Origin of the sequence: Enterococcus sp. AZ071, assembly GCF_050499065.1 — a bacterium.
In the GTDB taxonomy this organism is placed as follows: domain Bacteria; phylum Bacillota; class Bacilli; order Lactobacillales; family Enterococcaceae; genus Enterococcus_A; species Enterococcus_A ferrettii.
The window spans coordinates 2,441,123-2,460,817 of the sequence record NZ_JBIPAS010000001.1; the positions used below are offsets into that span (position 1 = coordinate 2,441,123).

23 protein-coding genes are annotated in these 19,695 nt (G+C 41.3%); 3 read left to right on the forward strand and 20 right to left on the reverse strand.

Annotated elements, in window-relative coordinates:
• Positions 1 to 31: 31 nt before the first annotated feature.
• The 10 genes from IGI49_RS12105 to IGI49_RS12150 form a co-directional block, all read right to left on the reverse strand.
• Positions 32 to 1,543, reverse strand: coding sequence for an FGGY-family carbohydrate kinase (locus tag IGI49_RS12105; protein WP_429964678.1), 1,512 nt, complete (start codon positions 1,541 to 1,543; stop codon positions 32 to 34).
• A complete protein-coding gene (locus IGI49_RS12110) occupies positions 1,536 to 2,936 on the reverse strand; it encodes a PTS galactitol transporter subunit IIC (protein WP_429964679.1) in 1,401 nt (466 codons plus the stop codon). The genes IGI49_RS12105 and IGI49_RS12110 overlap by 8 nt, the downstream gene beginning before the upstream one ends.
• Position 2,937: 1 nt before the next feature.
• Positions 2,938 to 3,225: a PTS sugar transporter subunit IIB gene (locus tag IGI49_RS12115; protein ID WP_207700852.1), complete on the reverse strand. Its 288-nt coding sequence runs from the start codon at positions 3,223 to 3,225 to the stop codon at positions 2,938 to 2,940.
• 11 nt (positions 3,226 to 3,236) lie between these two features.
• Positions 3,237 to 3,701 (reverse strand): PTS sugar transporter subunit IIA, encoded by a 465-nt coding sequence (locus IGI49_RS12120; protein WP_207700853.1) that lies wholly within the window; start codon positions 3,699 to 3,701, stop codon positions 3,237 to 3,239.
• On the reverse strand, positions 3,698 to 4,546 hold the full coding sequence (locus IGI49_RS12125; RefSeq protein ID WP_207700854.1) for a class II aldolase: 849 nt from the start codon (positions 4,544 to 4,546) through the stop codon (positions 3,698 to 3,700). Before IGI49_RS12125 ends, IGI49_RS12120 begins: the two co-directional genes overlap by 4 nt.
• Before the next feature lie 2 nt (positions 4,547 to 4,548).
• Positions 4,549 to 5,289 carry a GntR family transcriptional regulator gene (locus IGI49_RS12130; RefSeq protein ID WP_207700855.1) on the reverse strand — a complete coding sequence of 247 codons (741 nt, stop codon included), beginning with the start codon at positions 5,287 to 5,289 and terminating at the stop codon, positions 4,549 to 4,551.
• A gap of 360 nt (positions 5,290 to 5,649) precedes the next feature.
• Positions 5,650 to 6,189 (reverse strand): metallophosphoesterase, encoded by a 540-nt coding sequence (locus IGI49_RS12135; protein ID WP_429964680.1) that lies wholly within the window; start codon positions 6,187 to 6,189, stop codon positions 5,650 to 5,652.
• Between the two features lie 316 nt (positions 6,190 to 6,505).
• On the reverse strand, positions 6,506 to 7,231 hold the full coding sequence (locus IGI49_RS12140) for a hypothetical protein (RefSeq protein ID WP_429964681.1): 726 nt from the start codon (positions 7,229 to 7,231) through the stop codon (positions 6,506 to 6,508).
• 70 nt (positions 7,232 to 7,301) lie between these two features.
• Positions 7,302 to 7,463, reverse strand: a complete 162-nt coding sequence (locus tag IGI49_RS12145; RefSeq protein ID WP_207700858.1) for a hypothetical protein — start codon at positions 7,461 to 7,463, stop codon at positions 7,302 to 7,304.
• Positions 7,464 to 7,750: 287 nt separating this feature from the next.
• On the reverse strand, positions 7,751 to 8,227 hold the full coding sequence (locus IGI49_RS12150; RefSeq protein WP_429964682.1) for a hypothetical protein: 477 nt from the start codon (positions 8,225 to 8,227) through the stop codon (positions 7,751 to 7,753).
• A gap of 318 nt (positions 8,228 to 8,545) precedes the next feature.
• Between IGI49_RS12150 and IGI49_RS12155 the strand changes: the two genes are divergently transcribed.
• The gene (locus IGI49_RS12155) at positions 8,546 to 9,547 is read left to right on the forward strand and encodes a hypothetical protein (RefSeq protein ID WP_429964683.1); all 1,002 of its coding nucleotides are present in this window, start codon (positions 8,546 to 8,548) and stop codon (positions 9,545 to 9,547) included.
• A gap of 77 nt (positions 9,548 to 9,624) precedes the next feature.
• Here the strand turns inward: IGI49_RS12155 and IGI49_RS12160 are convergent, their stop codons facing one another.
• The 6 genes from IGI49_RS12160 to IGI49_RS12185 all read right to left on the reverse strand — a co-directional run bounded on the left by IGI49_RS12160 (position 9,625) and on the right by IGI49_RS12185 (position 14,306).
• Positions 9,625 to 10,317, reverse strand: a complete 693-nt coding sequence (locus IGI49_RS12160; RefSeq protein ID WP_207700926.1) for a putative ABC transporter permease — start codon at positions 10,315 to 10,317, stop codon at positions 9,625 to 9,627.
• A 198-nt stretch (positions 10,318 to 10,515) separates the two neighbouring features.
• Positions 10,516 to 10,953 carry a type II 3-dehydroquinate dehydratase gene (aroQ, locus tag IGI49_RS12165; RefSeq protein ID WP_429964684.1) on the reverse strand — a complete coding sequence of 146 codons (438 nt, stop codon included), beginning with the start codon at positions 10,951 to 10,953 and terminating at the stop codon, positions 10,516 to 10,518.
• 19 nt (positions 10,954 to 10,972) lie between these two features.
• Complete coding sequence (locus tag IGI49_RS12170; protein WP_429964685.1) at positions 10,973 to 11,347, reverse strand: VOC family protein; 375 nt, start codon at positions 11,345 to 11,347, stop codon at positions 10,973 to 10,975.
• Positions 11,340 to 12,278: a ketopantoate reductase family protein gene (locus IGI49_RS12175; RefSeq protein WP_429964686.1), complete on the reverse strand. Its 939-nt coding sequence runs from the start codon at positions 12,276 to 12,278 to the stop codon at positions 11,340 to 11,342. The genes IGI49_RS12170 and IGI49_RS12175 overlap by 8 nt, the downstream gene beginning before the upstream one ends.
• Positions 12,275 to 12,715 (reverse strand): MaoC family dehydratase, encoded by a 441-nt coding sequence (locus IGI49_RS12180; protein ID WP_429964687.1) that lies wholly within the window; start codon positions 12,713 to 12,715, stop codon positions 12,275 to 12,277. Before IGI49_RS12180 ends, IGI49_RS12175 begins: the two co-directional genes overlap by 4 nt.
• Position 12,716: 1 nt before the next feature.
• Complete coding sequence (locus IGI49_RS12185; RefSeq protein WP_429964688.1) at positions 12,717 to 14,306, reverse strand: acyl CoA:acetate/3-ketoacid CoA transferase; 1,590 nt, start codon at positions 14,304 to 14,306, stop codon at positions 12,717 to 12,719.
• 257 nt (positions 14,307 to 14,563) lie between these two features.
• Here IGI49_RS12185 and IGI49_RS12190 point away from each other — a divergent pair, with 257 nt between their 5' ends.
• Entirely contained in the window at positions 14,564 to 15,472 is a 909-nt protein-coding gene (locus IGI49_RS12190; RefSeq protein ID WP_429964689.1) for a LysR family transcriptional regulator, read from the forward strand.
• A 71-nt stretch (positions 15,473 to 15,543) separates the two neighbouring features.
• Here the strand turns inward: IGI49_RS12190 and IGI49_RS12195 are convergent, their stop codons facing one another.
• Genes IGI49_RS12195 through IGI49_RS12205 form a run of 3 tightly spaced genes read right to left on the reverse strand, consistent with a single transcriptional unit; the run spans position 15,544 to position 17,786 of the window.
• Entirely contained in the window at positions 15,544 to 15,831 is a 288-nt protein-coding gene (locus IGI49_RS12195) for a rhodanese-like domain-containing protein (protein ID WP_429964690.1), read from the reverse strand.
• Entirely contained in the window at positions 15,824 to 17,473 is a 1,650-nt protein-coding gene (locus IGI49_RS12200) for an FAD-dependent oxidoreductase (RefSeq protein ID WP_429964691.1), read from the reverse strand. The genes IGI49_RS12195 and IGI49_RS12200 overlap by 8 nt, the downstream gene beginning before the upstream one ends.
• A 1-nt stretch (position 17,474) precedes the next feature.
• Positions 17,475 to 17,786, reverse strand: a complete 312-nt coding sequence (locus IGI49_RS12205) for a rhodanese-like domain-containing protein (RefSeq protein ID WP_429964692.1) — start codon at positions 17,784 to 17,786, stop codon at positions 17,475 to 17,477.
• A gap of 157 nt (positions 17,787 to 17,943) precedes the next feature.
• Between IGI49_RS12205 and IGI49_RS12210 the strand changes: the two genes are divergently transcribed.
• Entirely contained in the window at positions 17,944 to 18,204 is a 261-nt protein-coding gene (locus tag IGI49_RS12210) for a metal-sensitive transcriptional regulator (RefSeq protein WP_429964693.1), read from the forward strand.
• 56 nt (positions 18,205 to 18,260) lie between these two features.
• Here IGI49_RS12210 and IGI49_RS12215 read toward each other — a convergent pair whose 3' ends face one another.
• A complete protein-coding gene (locus tag IGI49_RS12215; protein WP_429964694.1) occupies positions 18,261 to 19,691 on the reverse strand; it encodes a M20 family metallopeptidase in 1,431 nt (476 codons plus the stop codon).
• Positions 19,692 to 19,695 lie beyond the last annotated feature (4 nt).

The window sequence follows — 19,695 nt, forward strand, 5'->3', positions numbered from 1 at the left end:
TTTTTGAAAAAGCTTGAAAAAACTGTTTGATTTATAAACTTTTCCCAAGAGCTGTTTGTTCATCCAAAGACCCTTGGTGAAAATTTTCTTCTACTAAAAATCGTTTAGACTCATACAAGTAGGAATACTTGTCCAATAATTTATTAAAGGACTCAACTTGCTTGGCATTAGGCTTTATAACTTGATAATCCGTTGGATAGCTGAAGTCTGGGTATGCTGCTTTCAAAGCCCCAAAGGAAACTGCTTCTTCCATCTTGGTAACACTGATTTCCTTATTCAAGGCATCGGCCTTTAATTGAACCCACAAAGGATTTTTTATTACCGGACCAATGGCGATTACCCGATTAACCTGCTCCATTTGGAAACAAGAAGCGACCTGCTTCATCTCCAGACACAGCCCTAAAATAATCCCCAACAAGACATCTTCTCTGCGGGTCTCCAAACTAATCCCATACATTAACCCACGAGACCGACCATTTTTAAAAGGGGCACCTGACCCATTCAAATGAGGAATTAAGATCACAGGATCCTCCAATGAAATTTGGTCCTGCAAATACTGCTGATACAACTCCTTGCAGTCCTGTTCAAAGTCAGCCTGATTAATGTTGAAAAAGTTTTGATACCATTCAAAGGCATTGCCGCCGGTCGGCATCGAAGAGAACAGCGTATAATAATGCGGATCGGTAAAAATACCATTCGACAACGATTCCTGAAACGATTTTAATTCTAAATATGGTTGGTTGTTGATCAACAGTAATCCCTCAGTCGTTCCAGTGGAATTCAGCAAATCCTTCTCGTGAATATCGATTCCCAAAGCCCCTACCATATGGTCATGGCCCGCAATTCGTACCGATATGCGTTCTTCTTTCAATAAATCAGATTGCCCTGTAGAAGTCCAGCCAACAATCTCTCCTGAACCAATCACCTGCGGAAAACAAATCTGCTCCTGCAGCTGATAAATGGCCAAAATTTCTTGGGACCAACATCGCTGCTGCAAATCAAAGCACATCGTTCGACTAGCCATCGAAAATTCCGTCTTCATTTCTCCTGTCAAATAGAAGCAAAACAAGTCGGGAATGTTTAACCAGGTCAAAGCTTGCTCCTCAGAAAGGGCGAAATGATCCACTAACCACTTGATTTTAGGCAGACTATAATTCGTGTGGGCCGGCAATCCAGTAATTTCATAGATACGCTGCTTTTGCTTTTCGGTCAGGGCATTTACATACTCCGCAGCACGCTTGTCATACCAAGCGATTAGCGGTGTCACTACCTGCCCCTGTGAATTCACCAATACACCAGCTTCACCGACACTGGAGATATTGATCGAATCAATGTCTCCAGTGTTGTTTGCTACAAAAGTCGTCAAGATTTCCAACAATTGATGCCAAATTTTGTCTAAATCAAATAATTCACCAAACTGATCCTGTTGTTTACTTGTTTGAAAGCTTTCACGAGAAACCAATCTACCAGTGGCGATCTCAAAAAGGGAGACTTTAGAATTAGTCGTTCCGATATCAATTGTTATGGAAAACTTTTTAGCCATTTATTGACTTCCCTTCTGCTGCTGAAGGCTCTTCCACCATATGCGTTTGCTTGTAGGTAATTTTGTACAACCAGAACAAAGCAATGCCAACAACCGGAATTAAAATCAGAGCAAGTATGTTGCCATTAAATATCTGCATCAGCCAGAAGCGCAAGGGATTTCCGCCATCCAGGAAACTGGAAACCAAACCACTGGAACCTTCTGGAAAACTGAAATTCACATCTTTAGCCATCCCTGTGATAAATGGTGCGATCGCCGAAGCAATATACAAATCGCCAATCATGATTGGAATAGCAATTAAAACGGCACGGAACACGTTTCCTTTAGTAGAAAGAACCACCATCGAAGCCATAACCGCCAAATTCGCCAAATCACCCAATGGCAACACGGTATTTCCCGGTAAAATGAAGGCCAATACTACTGCAATAGGTGTCAATAACAAAGCTGTTGAAATAATCGCTGGATTTCCTACTGCGACAGCAATATCTAATCCAATATACAAATCGTCACGATCTGGATAGCGACTGTTTAAGAATTTTTTGATAGCTTCAGAAATTGGAAGCAAGCCTTCCATTAAGATACGGACCATCCGCGGTAAAATAAACATAACTGCTCCGATACTGATCCCTGTTGATAAAATATCTTTCAAATCATATCCTGCTGCTACACCCAGTAATAGTCCCAAAATGGTACCAACCATCATCGGTTCGCCAAAAATACCAAAACGCTTTTGGATACTAATCGGATTAATATCAATTTTTCTGATTCCTGGAATCATATCGATGATCCGATTGCCCAGCAAACCGATCGGAAAGAATGTAATAGAAGAAACGGTTGGCATCGAAATGCCCTCCAGTCCAAAATATTCTTCCCCCATAGGAGCTGCCCAGTCAGCCATTTTCAAGACAATAATCGCAATCACTGCTGACGCTAGGATTCCCAACCAGAAACTTCCTGTGCTATAATAGACAAGTGTTCCTGCAAGCGCAAAGTGCCAGTAATTCCACATGTCCACGTCAACAGTTTTCGTTTGGTTAATTGCCAGCATGATAATATTGATCAGCATGGTTAACGGAATAACAAATGGTGCAATAGGAGATCCCCAAGTAATTGCTGATAAAGGCGGCCAACCTAAGTCAACTACTGGAAGATTGATTCCTGTTTGCTCAACCATGGCTTGCGCTGCAGGACCTACATTATTGGTCAAAATATCAAAAATTGCATAAATACCGACAAAACCAATTCCCACAGTTAAGGATGAACGCAATGCCTTCGCTGGTTTTATTTTGAAAACTAGTGCTAAGATAAACAAAACGAGAGGCAGCATTACAGTCGGTCCAAACCCCAGAATGTACTGTACCACATCATATAAAGTTTGCGAGATATTCTCCATACTATTCTCCTTTTAATTGAGCGTAAATTGCGTTTAATACCTTCTCTTCACCCACACCTGTAATTAGCGCCAAACCATTGATCACTGGTGTTTCTAATTCATATGGAATTTTCGTAGTTGAAACAATCAAATCCGCATCATCTGAATTTTGCTGTACAGAAGCTACATTTGTTTGAGAATAGTTCACATCATTCATTCCTTTTTCATTCAAGAACTCCATTACCTTTTCCGTTACCGCGGTTGACGTTGCGATACCTGTTGCACACACAAACAATAAATTTTTAGCCATCTTTTTTCCTCCTAAAGGTTGATTTCTTCTCTTGCTATTTGATAAATTTCTTCTTTTGTTCCTTGTTTAATCCGCTCCAATAATTCAGCTTTTGGTAAAATAGCCATCAGCTTTTGCAAAATATTTAACTGCTTATTTGACTGACCCAACGCCAATAAAAAGACAATTGATACCTCAATCTTTGTGTCATCCATCCCGCCCATAACTTCCATTTGTATTGGGGTTTTTAAGGTAGCAATTGTTACGCGATTGTTATGAACAAATTTGGCATCGGTATGTGGGATTGCCACGCCGATCGGTTCAGTTGGCAAGCCGGTCGGAAAGCCTTCTTCTCGCTTAATTACCTGTTCTGGATACTCTGTCACAACATCTTGATCATCAATCAATGGTTGAGAAATGATGTTGATTAACTCAGGAAAATCCTTCGCTTCAATGTTCACAAAAATATTTTTTACATTAGTTAGTGCTTCACTCATTGGCAAACCTCCACGGCATTCATGCTCAAAATTTTGGCATACACAGTTTCAAATACCGCATCCTCTGCGTTTTGAAGGACTTTGATTAAGTTCGCTTCCTGATTGTTTTCTTCGTACGCTCTTCCAACGCTTTTAATATAACTTTGCCGCAAGTCGCTGGCAATGTTGATCTTGGCAACATTGAAATGAACCATTTGCTGAATATGTTCGTCAGGAATCCCTGATCCACCATGGATGACTAACGGTACTGGTGAAACTTCATTGATTTCTTCTAGTAAAGCGAAATCAATTCGCGGTTCATCTTCCAAACCATGGACATTTCCTACTGAAATAGCCAACATATCACAGCCAGTTCGTTCCACGAACTCTTTGACTTGGGCCGGATCGGTTTTCGAATCCGCCTCGCTGACGTGATCATCTTCTTTTCCAAGAATAGCACCTAACTCAGCTTCTACCGGAATCCCATAGGCTTTGGCAAAATCGACTGCTTTTTTGGTAAATGCAATATTTTCTTCAAAATCATAGGCTGCACCATCAATCATTACCGATGTAAAGCCAGCCCGAGTTGCCCGTTTAACATCTTCAAATTTTTTCCCGTGATCCAAATGCAAGGCCACCGGTGTGTCCATATCTTCAGCATAGCGAGCAACCATATCCACGATATATTCATAACCAGCCAAGCTAATATTGGTCGGTGCCACTTGAATGAAGGTGGGGATGCCACTTTCCTCAACTGCTCTTAAAATTCCTACTGTTGTTTCCAGATTCGTGGTATTAAAAGCACCTGCGATCACTTTTCTTTCTTTGATAATGTCTAATAGTGTATAACCATTTACTAACGGCATGCTTACATTTCCTCCCTTTGAAGTACCGTTCCAAGGTAGTACTTGTTCGCCTTCAGCCATACATTTCCGAATTCTACCGGCAATCCTCCTTCTAAATAGACTAATTGTTCCAGATGTAGGACCGGTGAGTCTGGAGCAACCTCTAGCTCTTTGCCTCTTTTTTCCCCGACCACTCTGGCAGCATATCTACTTTCAGAGTAAGCAATGTGCTTTCCGCTGACCTCTTCCATCACTTTAAACAAACTTTCTTTGTTGTAATCATGGTTTTCCACTCCAGGACACAGCTTGCTGTTGATCCTGTTTTCGATCAGCATTACCTTTTCACCTTCAACAGACCGAATTCGTTTCATGTACAAATACTCTTCTCCGACGGAAAGATTCAACCTTGAAGCGATCTCTTTCGTTGCTTTGCGAAACTCAGAAGTGATGACCTCGGTTTCATAAGCTAATTTTTGACCCTCCAAGGATTCAGCGAATGAGAGCAATCCTTTGCCGAGAGAGTAAGAAATATTGTCCTCGGTTACATACGTGCCCTTTCCTTGAATCTGATACAGCAAACCTTCTTCTACCAGTAAATTCACTGCTTTTTTTACTGTTCCCCTGCTAACCTCTAAAGATTTCATTATTTGATTTTCAGACGGTATTTGTTCTCCCTTCCCCCATTCTTCAGCATAAATATTGTTTCGCAAATAATCTGCTACTTGAAGATAAACTGGCTTTGAAACCTCTCTGTTAATGATCATTTGATCACCTCCGATATTCGTTTTGTTCCCGCTGTAAATGTACAAGCATAATCAACAGTGTACAAGACTATCACAGCATGTACAACCGGGTACAAGTTAATTGTAATCGGTAACATTAGAAAAGTAAAGGATTTTTTTTATAGTTCTGGACTATTCGGTTCATTGAATACTCATCCGCTACCTGGGATTTCCCTCCTAATTCCTTTTAAAAAAACCGCGAAATTATTCTAGAATCTCCAAGCATTAGAGGAATCAGTGGATAATTTACAGTAGAAACCTATTTACATAAACAAAAATCATCGCAGACCAAAAAGGCGTGCGATGACTTTTTCCTATCATTGATGGTTGCAAAATGTGCTGCTAAGCCAGTTCTCTTTGACTCACAACCTGTACCACCTCATCAATGCTGATGGGTTTGTAGCCAATCATATCTACTCCGACATTCATAGCAGTTACTCCTAACATATCTTTGAAGTAAGCCGCACGCGTATTATGAACGTGACCATATAAGTGAATGGCTCCTTGATAAAAGCCATCCCATTCCAAAATAGGATAGTGAAATAAGACGAATCTTCTTTTATTGTATTTAAACGAATAGTAATCCTTCACCCATTCAAACAGCGTAGAATCAAAATCCTCATCCTTTAAATAGTTTTCGTGGTTTCCTTTAATCAGGTATTTTCTGCCACGCAGCTTTTTTAGGATTCGATTCGCTTGTTCACCCGTTCCTCTGTAAACGAAATCGCCCAAAATATAAACTTCATCCTTTGGTGATTTCACCACCTTATTCCAATTAGTAATCAACTGTTTATTCATCTCGGTGACATCCTGAAATGGACGATCGCTAAACGTAATCACAGCTTCATGATAAAAATGAAGATCCGCAATAAAATATTTCATTTTCTCCTTCTTTCTTGCTGCTGAAGCAAAAATCATCTTGGCTTTTAGACGATTTCGTCTAGCAACATCAATACATCACTTCATAAATAAACGTAATAGACGCTTCTCGAAAACCGGAAAAGATTTTTCAAAAAGCATCTATTTCAAAAAATAGTTAATAACTGCTTTCGCTGCTCTTAATTTTCTATCTCAACCAATTTCGTTGCTACAGAGCCTATTCACCAACAGATTTCAAATTTTTTTGCAATCATATCTGTTGGTCAGTCATCCTTTTATCGCCCTTTCTCTACAATCCGTTTAATTTATACTTTCTATCCTAAGGCTGCTGCAATTCAGGATATTTTTTTAGTAAATTGTCTGCAGTTTGAGCAATTTGACTGTTCGTTGCGTTGCCAGCGTTAGCAGCTAGTATTTCTTCATCCGGGATGGCAGCCAAAACATTTTCGTCAAAGCCTTGATTTTGCTGCATTGTTGTTCTGACCATTTCGGCTCTTTCATGATCAGATGGTCCTCCCTGCTGACTAGTCTCTTCAGCCGGTGCTTTCCGCTCCACCATGCTGGTATCTAAATATTTTTTGGATACTACAATCCAATCTTGGTCCGGTTGGCTCAAGTAATATCCTGCTTCTTCCAAAAATCCGTCACTATTCACTCTAAATACATCTAGTGTGTCGATCTGGACATCTGCTGCTTCAACTCTAGCATATAATAGCTGGTCCTCTTTGGTTTCTAAAATAATTTCGTATTTCGAATCCTGTAAAAGATCCACGTTGGTCCTTTTACGCCATATGGCTGCAACCCACTGCTTCATTTGATCAGCAGATAGATTGCTAGTATCCACGACAGACTCCCTTGTCTCCGAGGTGCTGGTAGTGCTAACAGCCGCTGTTTCTTTAGAGCTTGAATGTTGGCTTATTGATGATACTTCTTGAGTAGAGACCAGACTATCCGAACTACTGCTATCCTTTTCACCCACATTTCTACAGCTGGTCAGCAAGAAAATGGATATTAAGACCGAAGATAATAAAGTTATTCTTCTCATATAGAAATCTCCCTTTCAATAAAAAGCAGTGTGCTCTTCCTGTCAAACTAAGTATGATGTTGCGAATCCTTTACTTTTCCATGTCTCTTAAATCTTCTTGCTTTAAATTCGTTTGCTCAACTACATACTTCATCACCGTCTTAAACTCTTCAATCGTTGCATTTTCCGATAACTCAAATATACTTTTATGGTATTTTTCAACAATCCGTTTGACTTCTTTCTTCTCACTCACCTAATACGTCCCTCACCTTTTCACGTGATCTTAAATCAAGCTCCCGAACACCCAACAGCTGTGGTTCCTTAATTGAACCTAATTGTCTGAAGTGCTTTTGCGTTTTTCGCACTTTCTTAGACACCAGTTAAATACGCAGCTTCCTCTACTTTTTCGAACGTTCGGTTCTTGCTCATGCTTAGACCCCTCCAGTTCTTAATTGCAATTATTATATCATTTGTTATTTAAGATCCAAAGTTTGTCTAAATACTTAAATGCGCTCTTGATACCCTCTAGCAAAACCATACTTAATGTCCTCTGCTGTCATGTTGTGTGGCTGCGTCATGAAAACTCCCGATGATGTAGTACCCTTCAGATTTTTCCAGCTGTTCCAGTTGAGAAAATTTGATCAAACTATTCATTGCTGGATAGTTAGCAGACAGATCCTCTGCCACAGACCAAACCAATCGCTCATAAGCTGGCTCAGGAAGTGCCGCCGTCTCAAACCACCGATTTATCTCTGGGACAGAAAGCTCTGATTTGACTAGAACTCCAGCCCAAATTTCCACGTGATTGCCGGTTCCAGTTGTATTCCCGCAAAAGCTGTAGGTTTCAATCCGTTCTGTTTCGGGAGGCAATGCTATTGAGGCATAGCTTTTTTCGAATTTTTTTGCTCTGGCATCGTTTATTGCAGGACAGATCAGTATAAAGCTAACAATATAAAGAAGAATGCTTGTAGTCAGTGCTATCAATAAGCCAGCTGACACTCGTTTGATCCACTTCATAAGTCTCCTCCTCTAAATATTCTTCTTTGATTATAGGTGAAAATAGGCTATCCATTCAGAACATATCTATTTTTTCCTGAAATAAAAATAATTACCTTAACCAAATTATTCTGAAATCGTTATTTTAAAACTACCGAAAACCCTTTATTTCGTGCAAAAGGATATTTGGAAAATCAGTCAATCGTTTTTTATTTTTTTCGTTTAATTTTTTTAAAAATATTTGCTAATTCAGAGACTTTTCATATAGTAAACTTGATAAGAAGCAACTATTCATTTTGACTACTAAAAAATAATTACTTAAAAAGAGGAGCCTTACCTATGAAAACAACTGAACTTCAAAAACGGACGATCTTTAGCACTCGAAAACGGGAAAATCTTGAATTAAAATTTGAACAAGCTTATCAAGCTTCAAAAGAGGAGGCGACGCATCATTCAAAAAATGTGGCGCATCTAATCCAAGCGGCTGTAGTCGTTATGGTTCGCAATGCTTTTTATGTGGGTGATTTTTCTTATTTGGCGAAGAATTTGATTCGTAAGATATTTTTAGAGGGAGAAGTTCCGGCTTCCGTTCGCCATCTATGCATTTATTTTGAGGATTATTTTACACAAGAAGAGTGGCAACTGGTTATCAGCCATTTATATAAAAACCAAAAAGAATACCACCAGCTTACCGAGGAAACTCGTCTACACATAAAACCTCTGCGCCCAGCACTTACTTCTGGTGTACAAACCGGTGAAAGAAAGTTAAACTTGAAGGCCTCTTTCCTGGACGAAAAGAATAAAATGCACACCTGGAGTCTGAGCAATGTCGTCACTTGTCTAACAACCAAAGAACGCATCGATCTTTTAAATATCTTTGGCGAGTTGACCATTTTCCAAAAGGATGGCCTGCGCCAGTTTACCGAAGTCGTTTGGGTGGATTTTGCCATCGATGAACGCTTCCGCGACTTTGACGTTCGAAACGAAGAAGATCCCTTCCATAAACCAAAAGAATCAGTCCAAAACCAACCGAAAGAAGCTCCAGCTAACAAACAATCAACAAAAAAATCCGTGCCGAAGAATGGTGTCAAAGAAAACTCGAATACCGCTCAGTCAACTACGTCCGCTCAACCGCCTGCTGATCAGCTGGAGCAGAGACAACCTTCAGACAAGTCGAAGAAGAAAAAGGCTGGCAAGACCCCGACGGATCGAATGCCCAGCTGGAAAAATTCAACTGCCTATGGTAAAAAAACAAAAGAAGAAAAGGACCTTGAGATAGAAAAGGTGGTACGAAAGAAAACCGGTAAGAAAAAGAATCGCAAACGGAATAAACGGAAATAATCTTTTTGGAAGGCGCCTAAAAAAAGCCAATGAACCCCTTTATATTGGGCATTCATTGACTTTAGGTGATTCTGCGTTTATTTGTGGAACTTCAAGTTCGGGTAGTTTTTGATGATTCGACTCAAGTTATGGTGCTTGAGCTGTTTTGGTCTGCTCTCCAACAGTTTCAACACTTTATTTCGGCCAGCAGAAGATTTGTGATTGGTCACCAAATGCTTCAAGCGGAACTCTTTTATTGCGGCATTTTCAGGATCAGAGGTATCCACCACAGTTTCCACTTCTTTTTTCGTCGTAAGAGTGAAAAAGAGTGTGGAAAGGACATCACTGGCAAACAAAGCAGCCAAAATAATGGGACCTAGATGGTTGGTAGCAGTAATAAAATCATGAATTGCATCTTGAATCATTGGATTGATAATTTTAATCAGCAATAAGCAGCCAACACCCCAAAACAGGGAAACTGGCACAGCTACTCGACCTTCAATATTCAGCGGAACGTGAGTATAATCCCACAATTTCATGTTGAACAGCTTTTCCAAGAGCCAGCTGGTGACAAATTCAATGATGGTTACAATTACTACAATATTGAAATACAGATTAAGCAGTGTCCCTGCATTACTAGGAACTAGCAGCAGCACAGCAGAAACACCAAAGCCATATACAGGACAATAGGGTCCAAGTAAAAAGCCGCGATAGACAAAATGCCGGGCTTTAATCGAACAGTAAATACTTTCCCATAGCCAGCCGATAAAGGCATACACAATAAACGTCATAAATAATTTATCCAAAAAATTGCACCTCTCTTATGCATACAGTATAGCAAAAATGCATCTTTAAGAACAAAATTTTAATAATTTGATGAAATATCTGTACACGGCTGAAAACTGTATGGCGATTTCCTACCTCTTCAGCAGGTTATTTAACCGATGCGCTATTGTTAATCAGTATTTCTAACTTGCTTTAAAAAGGCTCTAATGACTAATCGACACAGCTGCTCGCAAAGCTAGCTGGTAGGTTTCAAAGCCAAAGCCGCAGATGACGCCTGCTGCTTTTTCGGCAAGGACTGAATGATGCCGAAACTCTTCTCGAGCATGCACATTGGACATGTGCATTTCTATGAACGGCACCTCTAATATTTCCAACGCATCGCGAATTGCGTAGCTATAATGAGTCCAAGCTCCTGCATTGATAATCACCGCGTCAACCTTTTCTTGATAGCCTTGGTGGATTCGTTCTACCATCTGGCCTTCATTATTAGTTTGGTAGTGTGCAATGTCAACCTGCAGCTCCTTGGCTAAGCTGGCCATGTTATGGTTAATTTCATCTAGAGTCACGGTTCCATAATGTTTCGGATTACGTTGGCCAAACATGTTGTGATTTACTCCATGCAGCATTAAAATCTTTTTCATGTTCTTTCTCCTTCAATAATTATTGCCAAGGAGCCACCTGCAAGGCTTTTTCTACAGTTCCTGTTTTTGCCTGCAGAATCTCCAGACATAGACCATCTGGCAGCTCTAACCAATTTTCACCTTGAGGCAAGGTTTTCACTTCATAAGTGCGAATTTTTTCCAAGGCAGTCTGCTGATCTTCAGCCATAATACCTAAATGTCCCAGCTTGCCAGCAGTATGATTTTCCGGAACTTCAATTAGTTGAATGCCGCCATACAGCCAAACCTGTCTTGGTTGTCCGGCTTCTTCTTTGCGCATGCGCTCGGTAAAGTTCAAGGTATTTTCAAAAAATTCAAGATACCAGTCAATATCAGTGACATAAACAGCCACATGTTCAATGTATGCTTTATTCACGGAAGCCGCCCTCGTTTATCACTTCAATCCCCTTCACACAAGCAGTTAACGCTTGATTAAACGGAGTTGGAATACTCATTTTTTTACCCCAGCGTACAACGGCACCATTGATAAAATCAATTTCGGATCTTTGTTTCTTTTCAAGACTTTGTAAAATGGACGTCTTGAAGCCATACGGCAAGCCGACTGCTGCCTTTTCCCAAACCGTTCGTGGATTTTCTGATGAAAGAGTAATATTATTAGCTTTAGCCACCGCAATGGCTTCTTCAATTGCGGCAAACGCTGTCTCTTCAATCTCTGGAACTTGATAGAGATCCCCATAGGGCAGACCTGTAATCCCTGCCACAGCCCCAGTAGCAACATTGATCAGCATTTTATCCCAAATCATGCCTTTGATATTCTCACTGATTTTGGTGATGATGCCGCCGTCGTTCAATTCATTGGCAATTTTTTGAATCCGTTCGGTCTGTTGACCATCCATCTCACCGATACAGATTTCTTTACCTACCACCCCTGGAATGACTTTGCCAGGAGCAACTAATACACCTCCAACGTAGGCTTTGCCGCCGATAATCTTTTCGCTGCCTACCTGTTGTTCAATAATTTCCTCATTGCCTAACCCATTTTGCAGCGACAAAACGACCGTTTGCTCTCCAATTAAAGGGATAGCCTGCTTCATTGCCTGTTCAGTTGCAAAGGATTTTACAAGAACAACTACAATGTCCATCTCCTCTAATGTCGAGGGATCAGTGACTGCTTTAATCGGAATGCTGACTTCCTGGTCGTCTTCAAGAAAGATTAAGCCATGCTGATTGATTTGATCCACGTGCTCCTGCCATTGGTCAACCAGATAGACTTCCTTGCCATTTCTAGCGAGGGTTCCGCCAATCGAGCTGCCTAAGGCTCCTGCGCCTAAAAAACAAATTCTCATTGATCCAGCTCCTCTTCAGGAATGAATTTCAAAATGTGCAGTGCAAAGACACATATCTCATCATGCTGGTTAAAGATTTCCACATCAGCATAGGTCTTCATTGCTTCAGTATCGACTTCCTTCACCGTATATTTCGCCGTAACCGTATCACCAAAAAAGACTGGCTTTATGAAGCGTAATTTGTCATAACCATAGGAAACACTTGGTATGTCTGCTTTTGCCTGTTGTTGAATCATCGTTGAAGCGGTGCACCCAAAGGAAAAGGTTAGTACCCCATGAACAATCCTTTCTTTGTAAGGCGTTGTTTTCATAAACTCCGCATTCATGTGCATTTGGCTGAAGTCGCCAGTAATCCCTGCATACATGTAAACATCCGACTCGCTGATCGTTTTAGTGTAAGAATACGAATCGCCGACTTTCAATGGTAGTTCTGTCATTTTATTTTCCTCCTAATTGGTTGTTTAACCATTCTTCTTGGATTCCCATAACACTTGGATTAAATAGGCGCCCGTCCATCACTTGCAGATTTTCCGCAATGTTTGGTCGGAAAGCCATTTGCTGCATAATATCTTTTTCAAGATCCACTCCTGGAGCAATCTCAATCAGCTCTAACCCCTCCTCCGTCAATTTGAAGACTGCTCGTTCAGTCACATAATAGACTTCCTGTCCCCGAGCAATCGCATCGGTTCCGTTAAAGGTAATCTCTGGCACTTCTTCAATAAACTTCTTGAAGCGGCCTTCCTGTTGAATCTCAATTTTTTCTTCATTAATTTCAGTTTTTAAGCCGCCCGCCGTTAAAGTGCCGCAGAAGACCACCTTCTGAGTATTTTGGCAAATATCGACAAAGCCGCCGGTACCGACAATTTTGCCGTTGAAGCGATGCACGTTAACGTTTCCTTTAGCATCTACCTCGGCGAAGCTTAAGAAGCAGGCGTCCAAGCCGCCGCCATCGTAAAAATCGAATTGAGCGGGCATTTCCATCAATGCCCGACTATTCAAAGTCGCTCCAAAGAAGATTCCTTGCGCCGATTCGCCACCAACTGCCCCGGTTTCAACGGTTAAGGTAAATTCATCCTGCAGTCCTTCTTCACGAGCAATAATACCGATCCCGTCCGCAATTCCGACACCGACGTTGCCAACATTGCCAGCAGCGATTTCGAACAGTGCTCGGCGTCCGATAACCTTTCGTTGATTCAAGGTAATCAGCTCGGTTGAATCGGTACAAGCTGTATAATCACCAGACAAAAACCGATTTACACCGCCACTGTACAGTTGCGTTTGATTTTCGTCTACTACCAATGCATCTACATAAAAACCAGGAATCTTCACCTGTCGCGGATGCAATGTCCCAGCCTTCACTACCTTTTGAACCTGAACAATTACTTTTCCTCCATTATTGTGAGCAGCCTGTGCCAAAACTAAGGCATCCGCATAAATGATTTCATCCTCCATCGAAATATAGCCGTCACTGTCGGCTGTGGTTCCACGAATGATTGCAACATCAATCGGCGTTGCTTTATAAAAAAGATACTCTTTGCCATCAATGGTATCTTTTTTTACTAATTCCTCTTGTGTCTTTTCGTTTAGCTTGCCGCCAGCCTGATCTGGATCAATAAAGGTTCCCAAACCTACATGAGTATAAATCCCTGGCTGTTTGGAAACCGCAGCTCTCGTTAACTGGCAAATGACTCCTTGAGGGAAATTGTAAGCCTCGACTTCATTCCTTTCAGCCATTTCAGCTAATCTAGGCGACTGAGCCCAGTGACCGCCAATGATGCGCTTAACCATGCCTGACTGAGCCAATGGTGACATCCCTCGATCATTTCGATCCCCTAACCCCGTTGTGTGGATCAAGGTTAAATCTTGCGGATGCTGTTCTGCTTTAAACCGTTCTGCTAAGGTTGTGATGACTGTGGTTGGTTCAGTAATTCCCCCACCAGCACCACAGAAGCCAACTACGTCACCATCCTTAACCAATTGAGCAGCTGCTTCTGCTGTCATAATCTTTGACTTGCTTGTTTTACCCAATCTGCTTCCTCCTTATTAATCTATTGGTCTTCCTTTTTGAGAAATGATTCTGATTTTAACGCCGTATTCCCTTCTACTTAGTAGCTCATAGGCTTCATTTCATTCCTCGTTAGACGTTTATATACTTCAAAAAATAGAACGGGTATCCTTTTTTATTTATCATAAGCGAGCGTTTTCATATAATCCAATAGCACTTTTTCTGATTTTAATAACTTCAAGTTATCGGTTGAGTTATACTAGAAGCGAGGAGGGATTTGATGAATATCCAACAGTTGCACTATTTTTTGCATTTAGCAGAGACCCAAAATATGCAGCAGACCGCAGAGGATTTATTTATTAGTCAGCCAGCATTAAGCAAATCAATCAATAATTTGGAAAAAGAACTAGAGGTTCAGCTTTTCGATCGAATTGGCAGAAGGGTTCAGCTGAATAAATATGGCGCACTGTTTCAGAAAAGAGCCTATCGATCATTAAACGAGCTGGAGGTGGGAAAGGAAGAAATTTATGCTCTTACTAATGCTTTAAGCGGCCAGATTGATTTAGGTTTTGTGTATTCTTTAGGACCAATCTTTATTACCAATCTGCTGGCGGAGTACTCAAAAATCAGTCCCGTAAAAATTAGAGGAAATCAAAATAATACGGTTAATCTGCTGTATCAGCTGCAGGATGGTAAATACGATGTCGTTTTTTTTGCGGGTAATGACTCTTTTCCTGATATGGAACAATTCCCTGATGTGAAAATTACCCCTTTCCATACACAACCAGTCATTTTTGTTGTCGGGATGGATCACCCTCTTTCAAGCAACCAAAGCTATGCAATTGAGGACTTGATGGCTTATGATTTTATTACTTTTCAAAAACCTAGTACCCTTCGTCCATTAATAAATACTTACTTTGCCTCAAAAAACCTAACACCCAAAATGACTTATGAAGTATTGGATGACTTGACACTGCTCAGCTTTGCCAGCAAGAACCTGGGCATTGGAATTTTTCCTAAATCAAGTATTCTAAATAATTTTGGAATTAAAGAAATCAGCATTAATGAACCTTTTCTTTTCCAAACTATTTATTTGGCGCAAAACCCTTCACGGTACAAATCACCTGCTGTTGAACGTTTTCTTGAATACGTAAATTTGGAAAAACTAACTCTGTTGAAGGATGTTTGAGAGGACTTAGTCTTGCCTTCAAAATAAAAACAGCCTAGTTAGATGATTGCTCTCTAACTAGACTGTTCCTTCTATAAAACCAGCTTCCCCTTCCAAGCTGAGGTTCCGCCCATAACATTGACTACCTGATACCCCTTGCTGCTCAAAAAATCACAAGCCATTTTCGAACGTGCCCCCGATTGACAAATCACGTAGTATTCTTTCGTTGAATCCAACTGCTGAAAATTTTTCCTAAGATCGCTTAACGGTAGGTTAACTGCTTCAGGAACATGGCCCATCTGATATTCATGTGCTTCGCGAACATCAATAATCGGTCCATCGCTACTATAAAACTCATCCATAATTATTGATCTATACATGCACTAACTCCTCTGGCCGAACCGTTTTGTAAAGAGAAAACGCTCCATCGAGATTTTGCACCTTGAAGCCATTTTGCACCAAAATTCTTTCGGCTATATAGCTGCGCAAGCCACTGTGACAGCTGACAATATACTCTTGATTCGAATCTAATTCGCCAATTCGTTCCCGCAATTGATTCAACGGAATATTCACAGATTGCTTGAAACGTCCATTGCTTAATTCTGCTTCATTCCGCACATCCAGCAACATTTTTCCACTAGCCAACTCTTGCTTCAACTCATGCCATTGGATAGAATGACTCAACCCTTCTGCTACATTCATCGCTGCATAGCCTATCATGTTTACTGGGTCCTTGGCCGAACCAAAAGGCGGTGCATAGGTAAATTCCAATTCCGGCAAATCAAAAATGGTTAGCCCGCCCTTGATCGCTGTCGCCAAAATATCAATCCGTTTGTCTACTCCTTTAGCACCAACACCTTGTGCACCATAAATATCACCAGTTACGGCATTGAAAATCATTTTTAAACTAATATCTGTCGCGCCAGGATAATAACCAGCGTGGTCTTTGCCGATAACATGTACAACCGATATATCCAAACCTGCTTGCCTAGCTGCTCGTTCACTTAAGCCGGTCGAAGCTGCCGACAAATCAAACACTCGAACAATTGCTGTACCGATACTGCCTTTATTCTTTCGGTTAAGACCAGCAATAGCATCCGCTGCTTGGCGACCCTGACGATTAGCTGGCGATGCCAACGAAATCAGGGCCTCTTCGCCGGAGATTTGCTGCTTGACTACGATGGCATCTCCAACCGCGTAAACATCCGGATTACTGGTTTGATAGTTTTCATTCACAACGATGCCGCCGCGCAAACCCAATTCCAAACCAGCCTGCTCAGCCAATGTATTTTCCGGCTGCACACCTACTGATAAAATCGTTAAATCCGAGACCAGCTCTGTGCCATCCTCCAGAACAACGTTTTTCCCTTGAGATTCAAAAGCCACAGCTGATTGAGAAGCGATCACCTTTACTCCTTGTTTTAATAATTCATTTTGCACAGCGGCCGCCATTTCTTCATCCAGTGGCGGCAAAACATGCGGCGCCTTTTCAACGATGGTTACTTTTAAGCCACGTTTACTCAAATTTTCCGCCATTTCCAAACCTATAAAACCAGCCCCGATCACTACAGCTTCTTTCGCCTGATCCGTAATGGCCGCCATGATCCGATCCAAATCTGGCAAATTACGCAAACTAAAAACATTCTCCGCTTGATCCATTCCCTTAATTGCTGGGATAAACGGTTTGGCACCAGGTGACAGAATCAGCTTATCGTAACTTTCTTCCAATACCACACTCCCATGCTGCACCTTCACTTTGCGCTCTTGAGGGATAATTTCAATTACCTCGTGCATTGGCCGAACATCTAAATTAAAACGCGCTTGCAAAGCTTCAGGTGTCTGAACCAGCAGCTGATCTCTTTCAGCAATTTCACCGGACACATAATACGGCAGACCGCAGTTAGCAAAAGAAACAAACGGTCCTTTTTCAAATACGACAATTTCAGCATCCTCCATCAAACGACGCAAACGCGTAGCCGCTGACATTCCACCAGCTACACCACCAACGATTACAATCTTCATCCTATTTACCTCCTCTGACCTTTCCACTCCAGTGAGACATACCCCCACGGACATTTGTTACTTCATACCCTTTTTTACTCAAAAGCTTAGCGGCCTTCTTGCTGCGCATCCCCGATTGGCAAATTACATATACTTGCTTTTCTTTACCATTATAGGTATTAATTTTATCAAGCGGTATGTTGACTGCTTTATTTATATGCCCCGACCGGTATTCTGCTGGTGAGCGAACATCTAAAAGCTCAATTTCTCCTGATAAACGCTCTGATAACTCCGTTGTTGAAATAGCTGATACTCCTTTTAAAAATTTGAACATGACTTCTCTCCTATTCTAAAATACCTTACGGGGTATATTAAAAAGCATTAGAACAGGATTGTCAACTAAGTTGGCTTCATTAAGCCAAACATTTTACTTGAACCATAAATACCTCCCGTGGTATATTTTATTCAAAGGAAAGAAAAGAAGGTGTCCCATGGAAGAGGAACAAAAGAAAATTACCAATCGTTTACGACGTGCCGAAGGTCAAATCCGCGGGGTTCAGAAAATGATCGAAGAGGAAAAAGAATGTATTGATGTCATCACCCAGCTAAGCGCCATCCGTTCCAGCATCGACCGAGTAATGGGCATGATTGTTGCCGATAACCTCAAGCATTGCTTAGAGAATCCCATTGATAACCCAACCGAACAGGCCGAAAAAATGGAACAGGCCATCAATATGATCATAAAAAAATAAGCGTAACTGCCCCTTTTTGTAAAAGGCGGTTACGCTTTTGGTCATTTATAATCTTTTTATTTCGGGAAAACATCGTTAGGAATCGCTGATTTATACTTTGCTCCCCCAACTGTTTCCAGATGCTCTTTTTTAGCCTGCCTTACTAATTCTGGCTTCGTTAATAAGTCATAAGCGGTAGCAGCAATTACCTTTCCACCTGAAAGCAGTCCTTTGTGGGCTACAGCAGATTTCCCATTTGCCACCCATTGCCAGGAATGTGCTGGTGTACCTTGAGGTTCGCAGGCGATCATCACCTGAGCGGTTGGACAGACCCAACTAACATCTCCAACATCGGTTGAGCCAGAAGTATCCTCAGAGAATCTTAATGGTTCAACACTATCTAAAATCGGCAGAGAAGCCAGCCGCTGAATCTCTTCTTCACTGGCCTCTGGGTGAGAAAGTCTCGCTCTTTTAGCAAATCCCTCCTTCACCACAGCAGGTAAACTATCATAATACTGTTGGCAATACGCTTGATCCTCTTCAGTTAGATTTAGTGTCCCGTATTCTTTTAGATTTTCATACATAGCTGTCGTGGCAGCTTGATTCGGCAGATAGTTGGCACAAGCTGAATCCAGAACGATTTCTACTTCCGTTTCTGTCATCAAGGCAGCACCTTCCGCAATTTTGTTTACCCGTTTGTAAATTTCTTCCGCCTGTTCAATCTTTAACGCTCGGATAAAATAATAGAGACTGGCTGTTGATTGAACAACATTAGCTGACTCTCCACCCACATCCATAAAAGCGTAATGGACACGCCCTTCATCAACAATATGTTCCCGTAAAAATTGCACACCAATGTTCATCAGCTCCGCAGCATCTAGTGCACTTCGCCCTTTTTCAGGAGCAGCTGCAGCATGGGCAGGGATTCCTTTGAAATTGTAATACACTTGATAAACTGCCAAACTGCTCAAGGCCCAAGCAGAATTGGTATCCATGGGATGCCAGGAAAGAGCTACATCTAGATCGTCGAATACACCATCTCGAGCCATAAATGCTTTGCCATACCCACTTTCTTCTGCTGGACATCCAAATAATTTAATCGTTCCTTGGATATTGTGACGCTCCATATAAGTTTTAATGCCAACTGCCCCAGCTAAGGACCCCATCCCCAACAAATTATGCCCACAGCCATGCCCGTTAGCGCCTTCCACTTCCGCTTGCTGCTTTCCTAAGTCAGCTACCTGGCTCAAATTGCTTAAGGCATCATACTCTGCCAGAATTCCAATCACCGGATTTCCATGGCCATAGGTTGCTGCAAATGCATGCTCCATATTAGCCAAACCTTTTTCAATACAGAAGCCCTCCTCTTCTAAAATAGGATAAAAGTTAGCAACGGATTTTTCTGTGGCAAAGCGGGTTTCTGGCGTCGACCAAATTCGATCTGCAGCACTGATAAATAGTTGTCGTTTTTCTTCAATAATCTTTACGATTTCGTCTTTGGCATTCATTTTT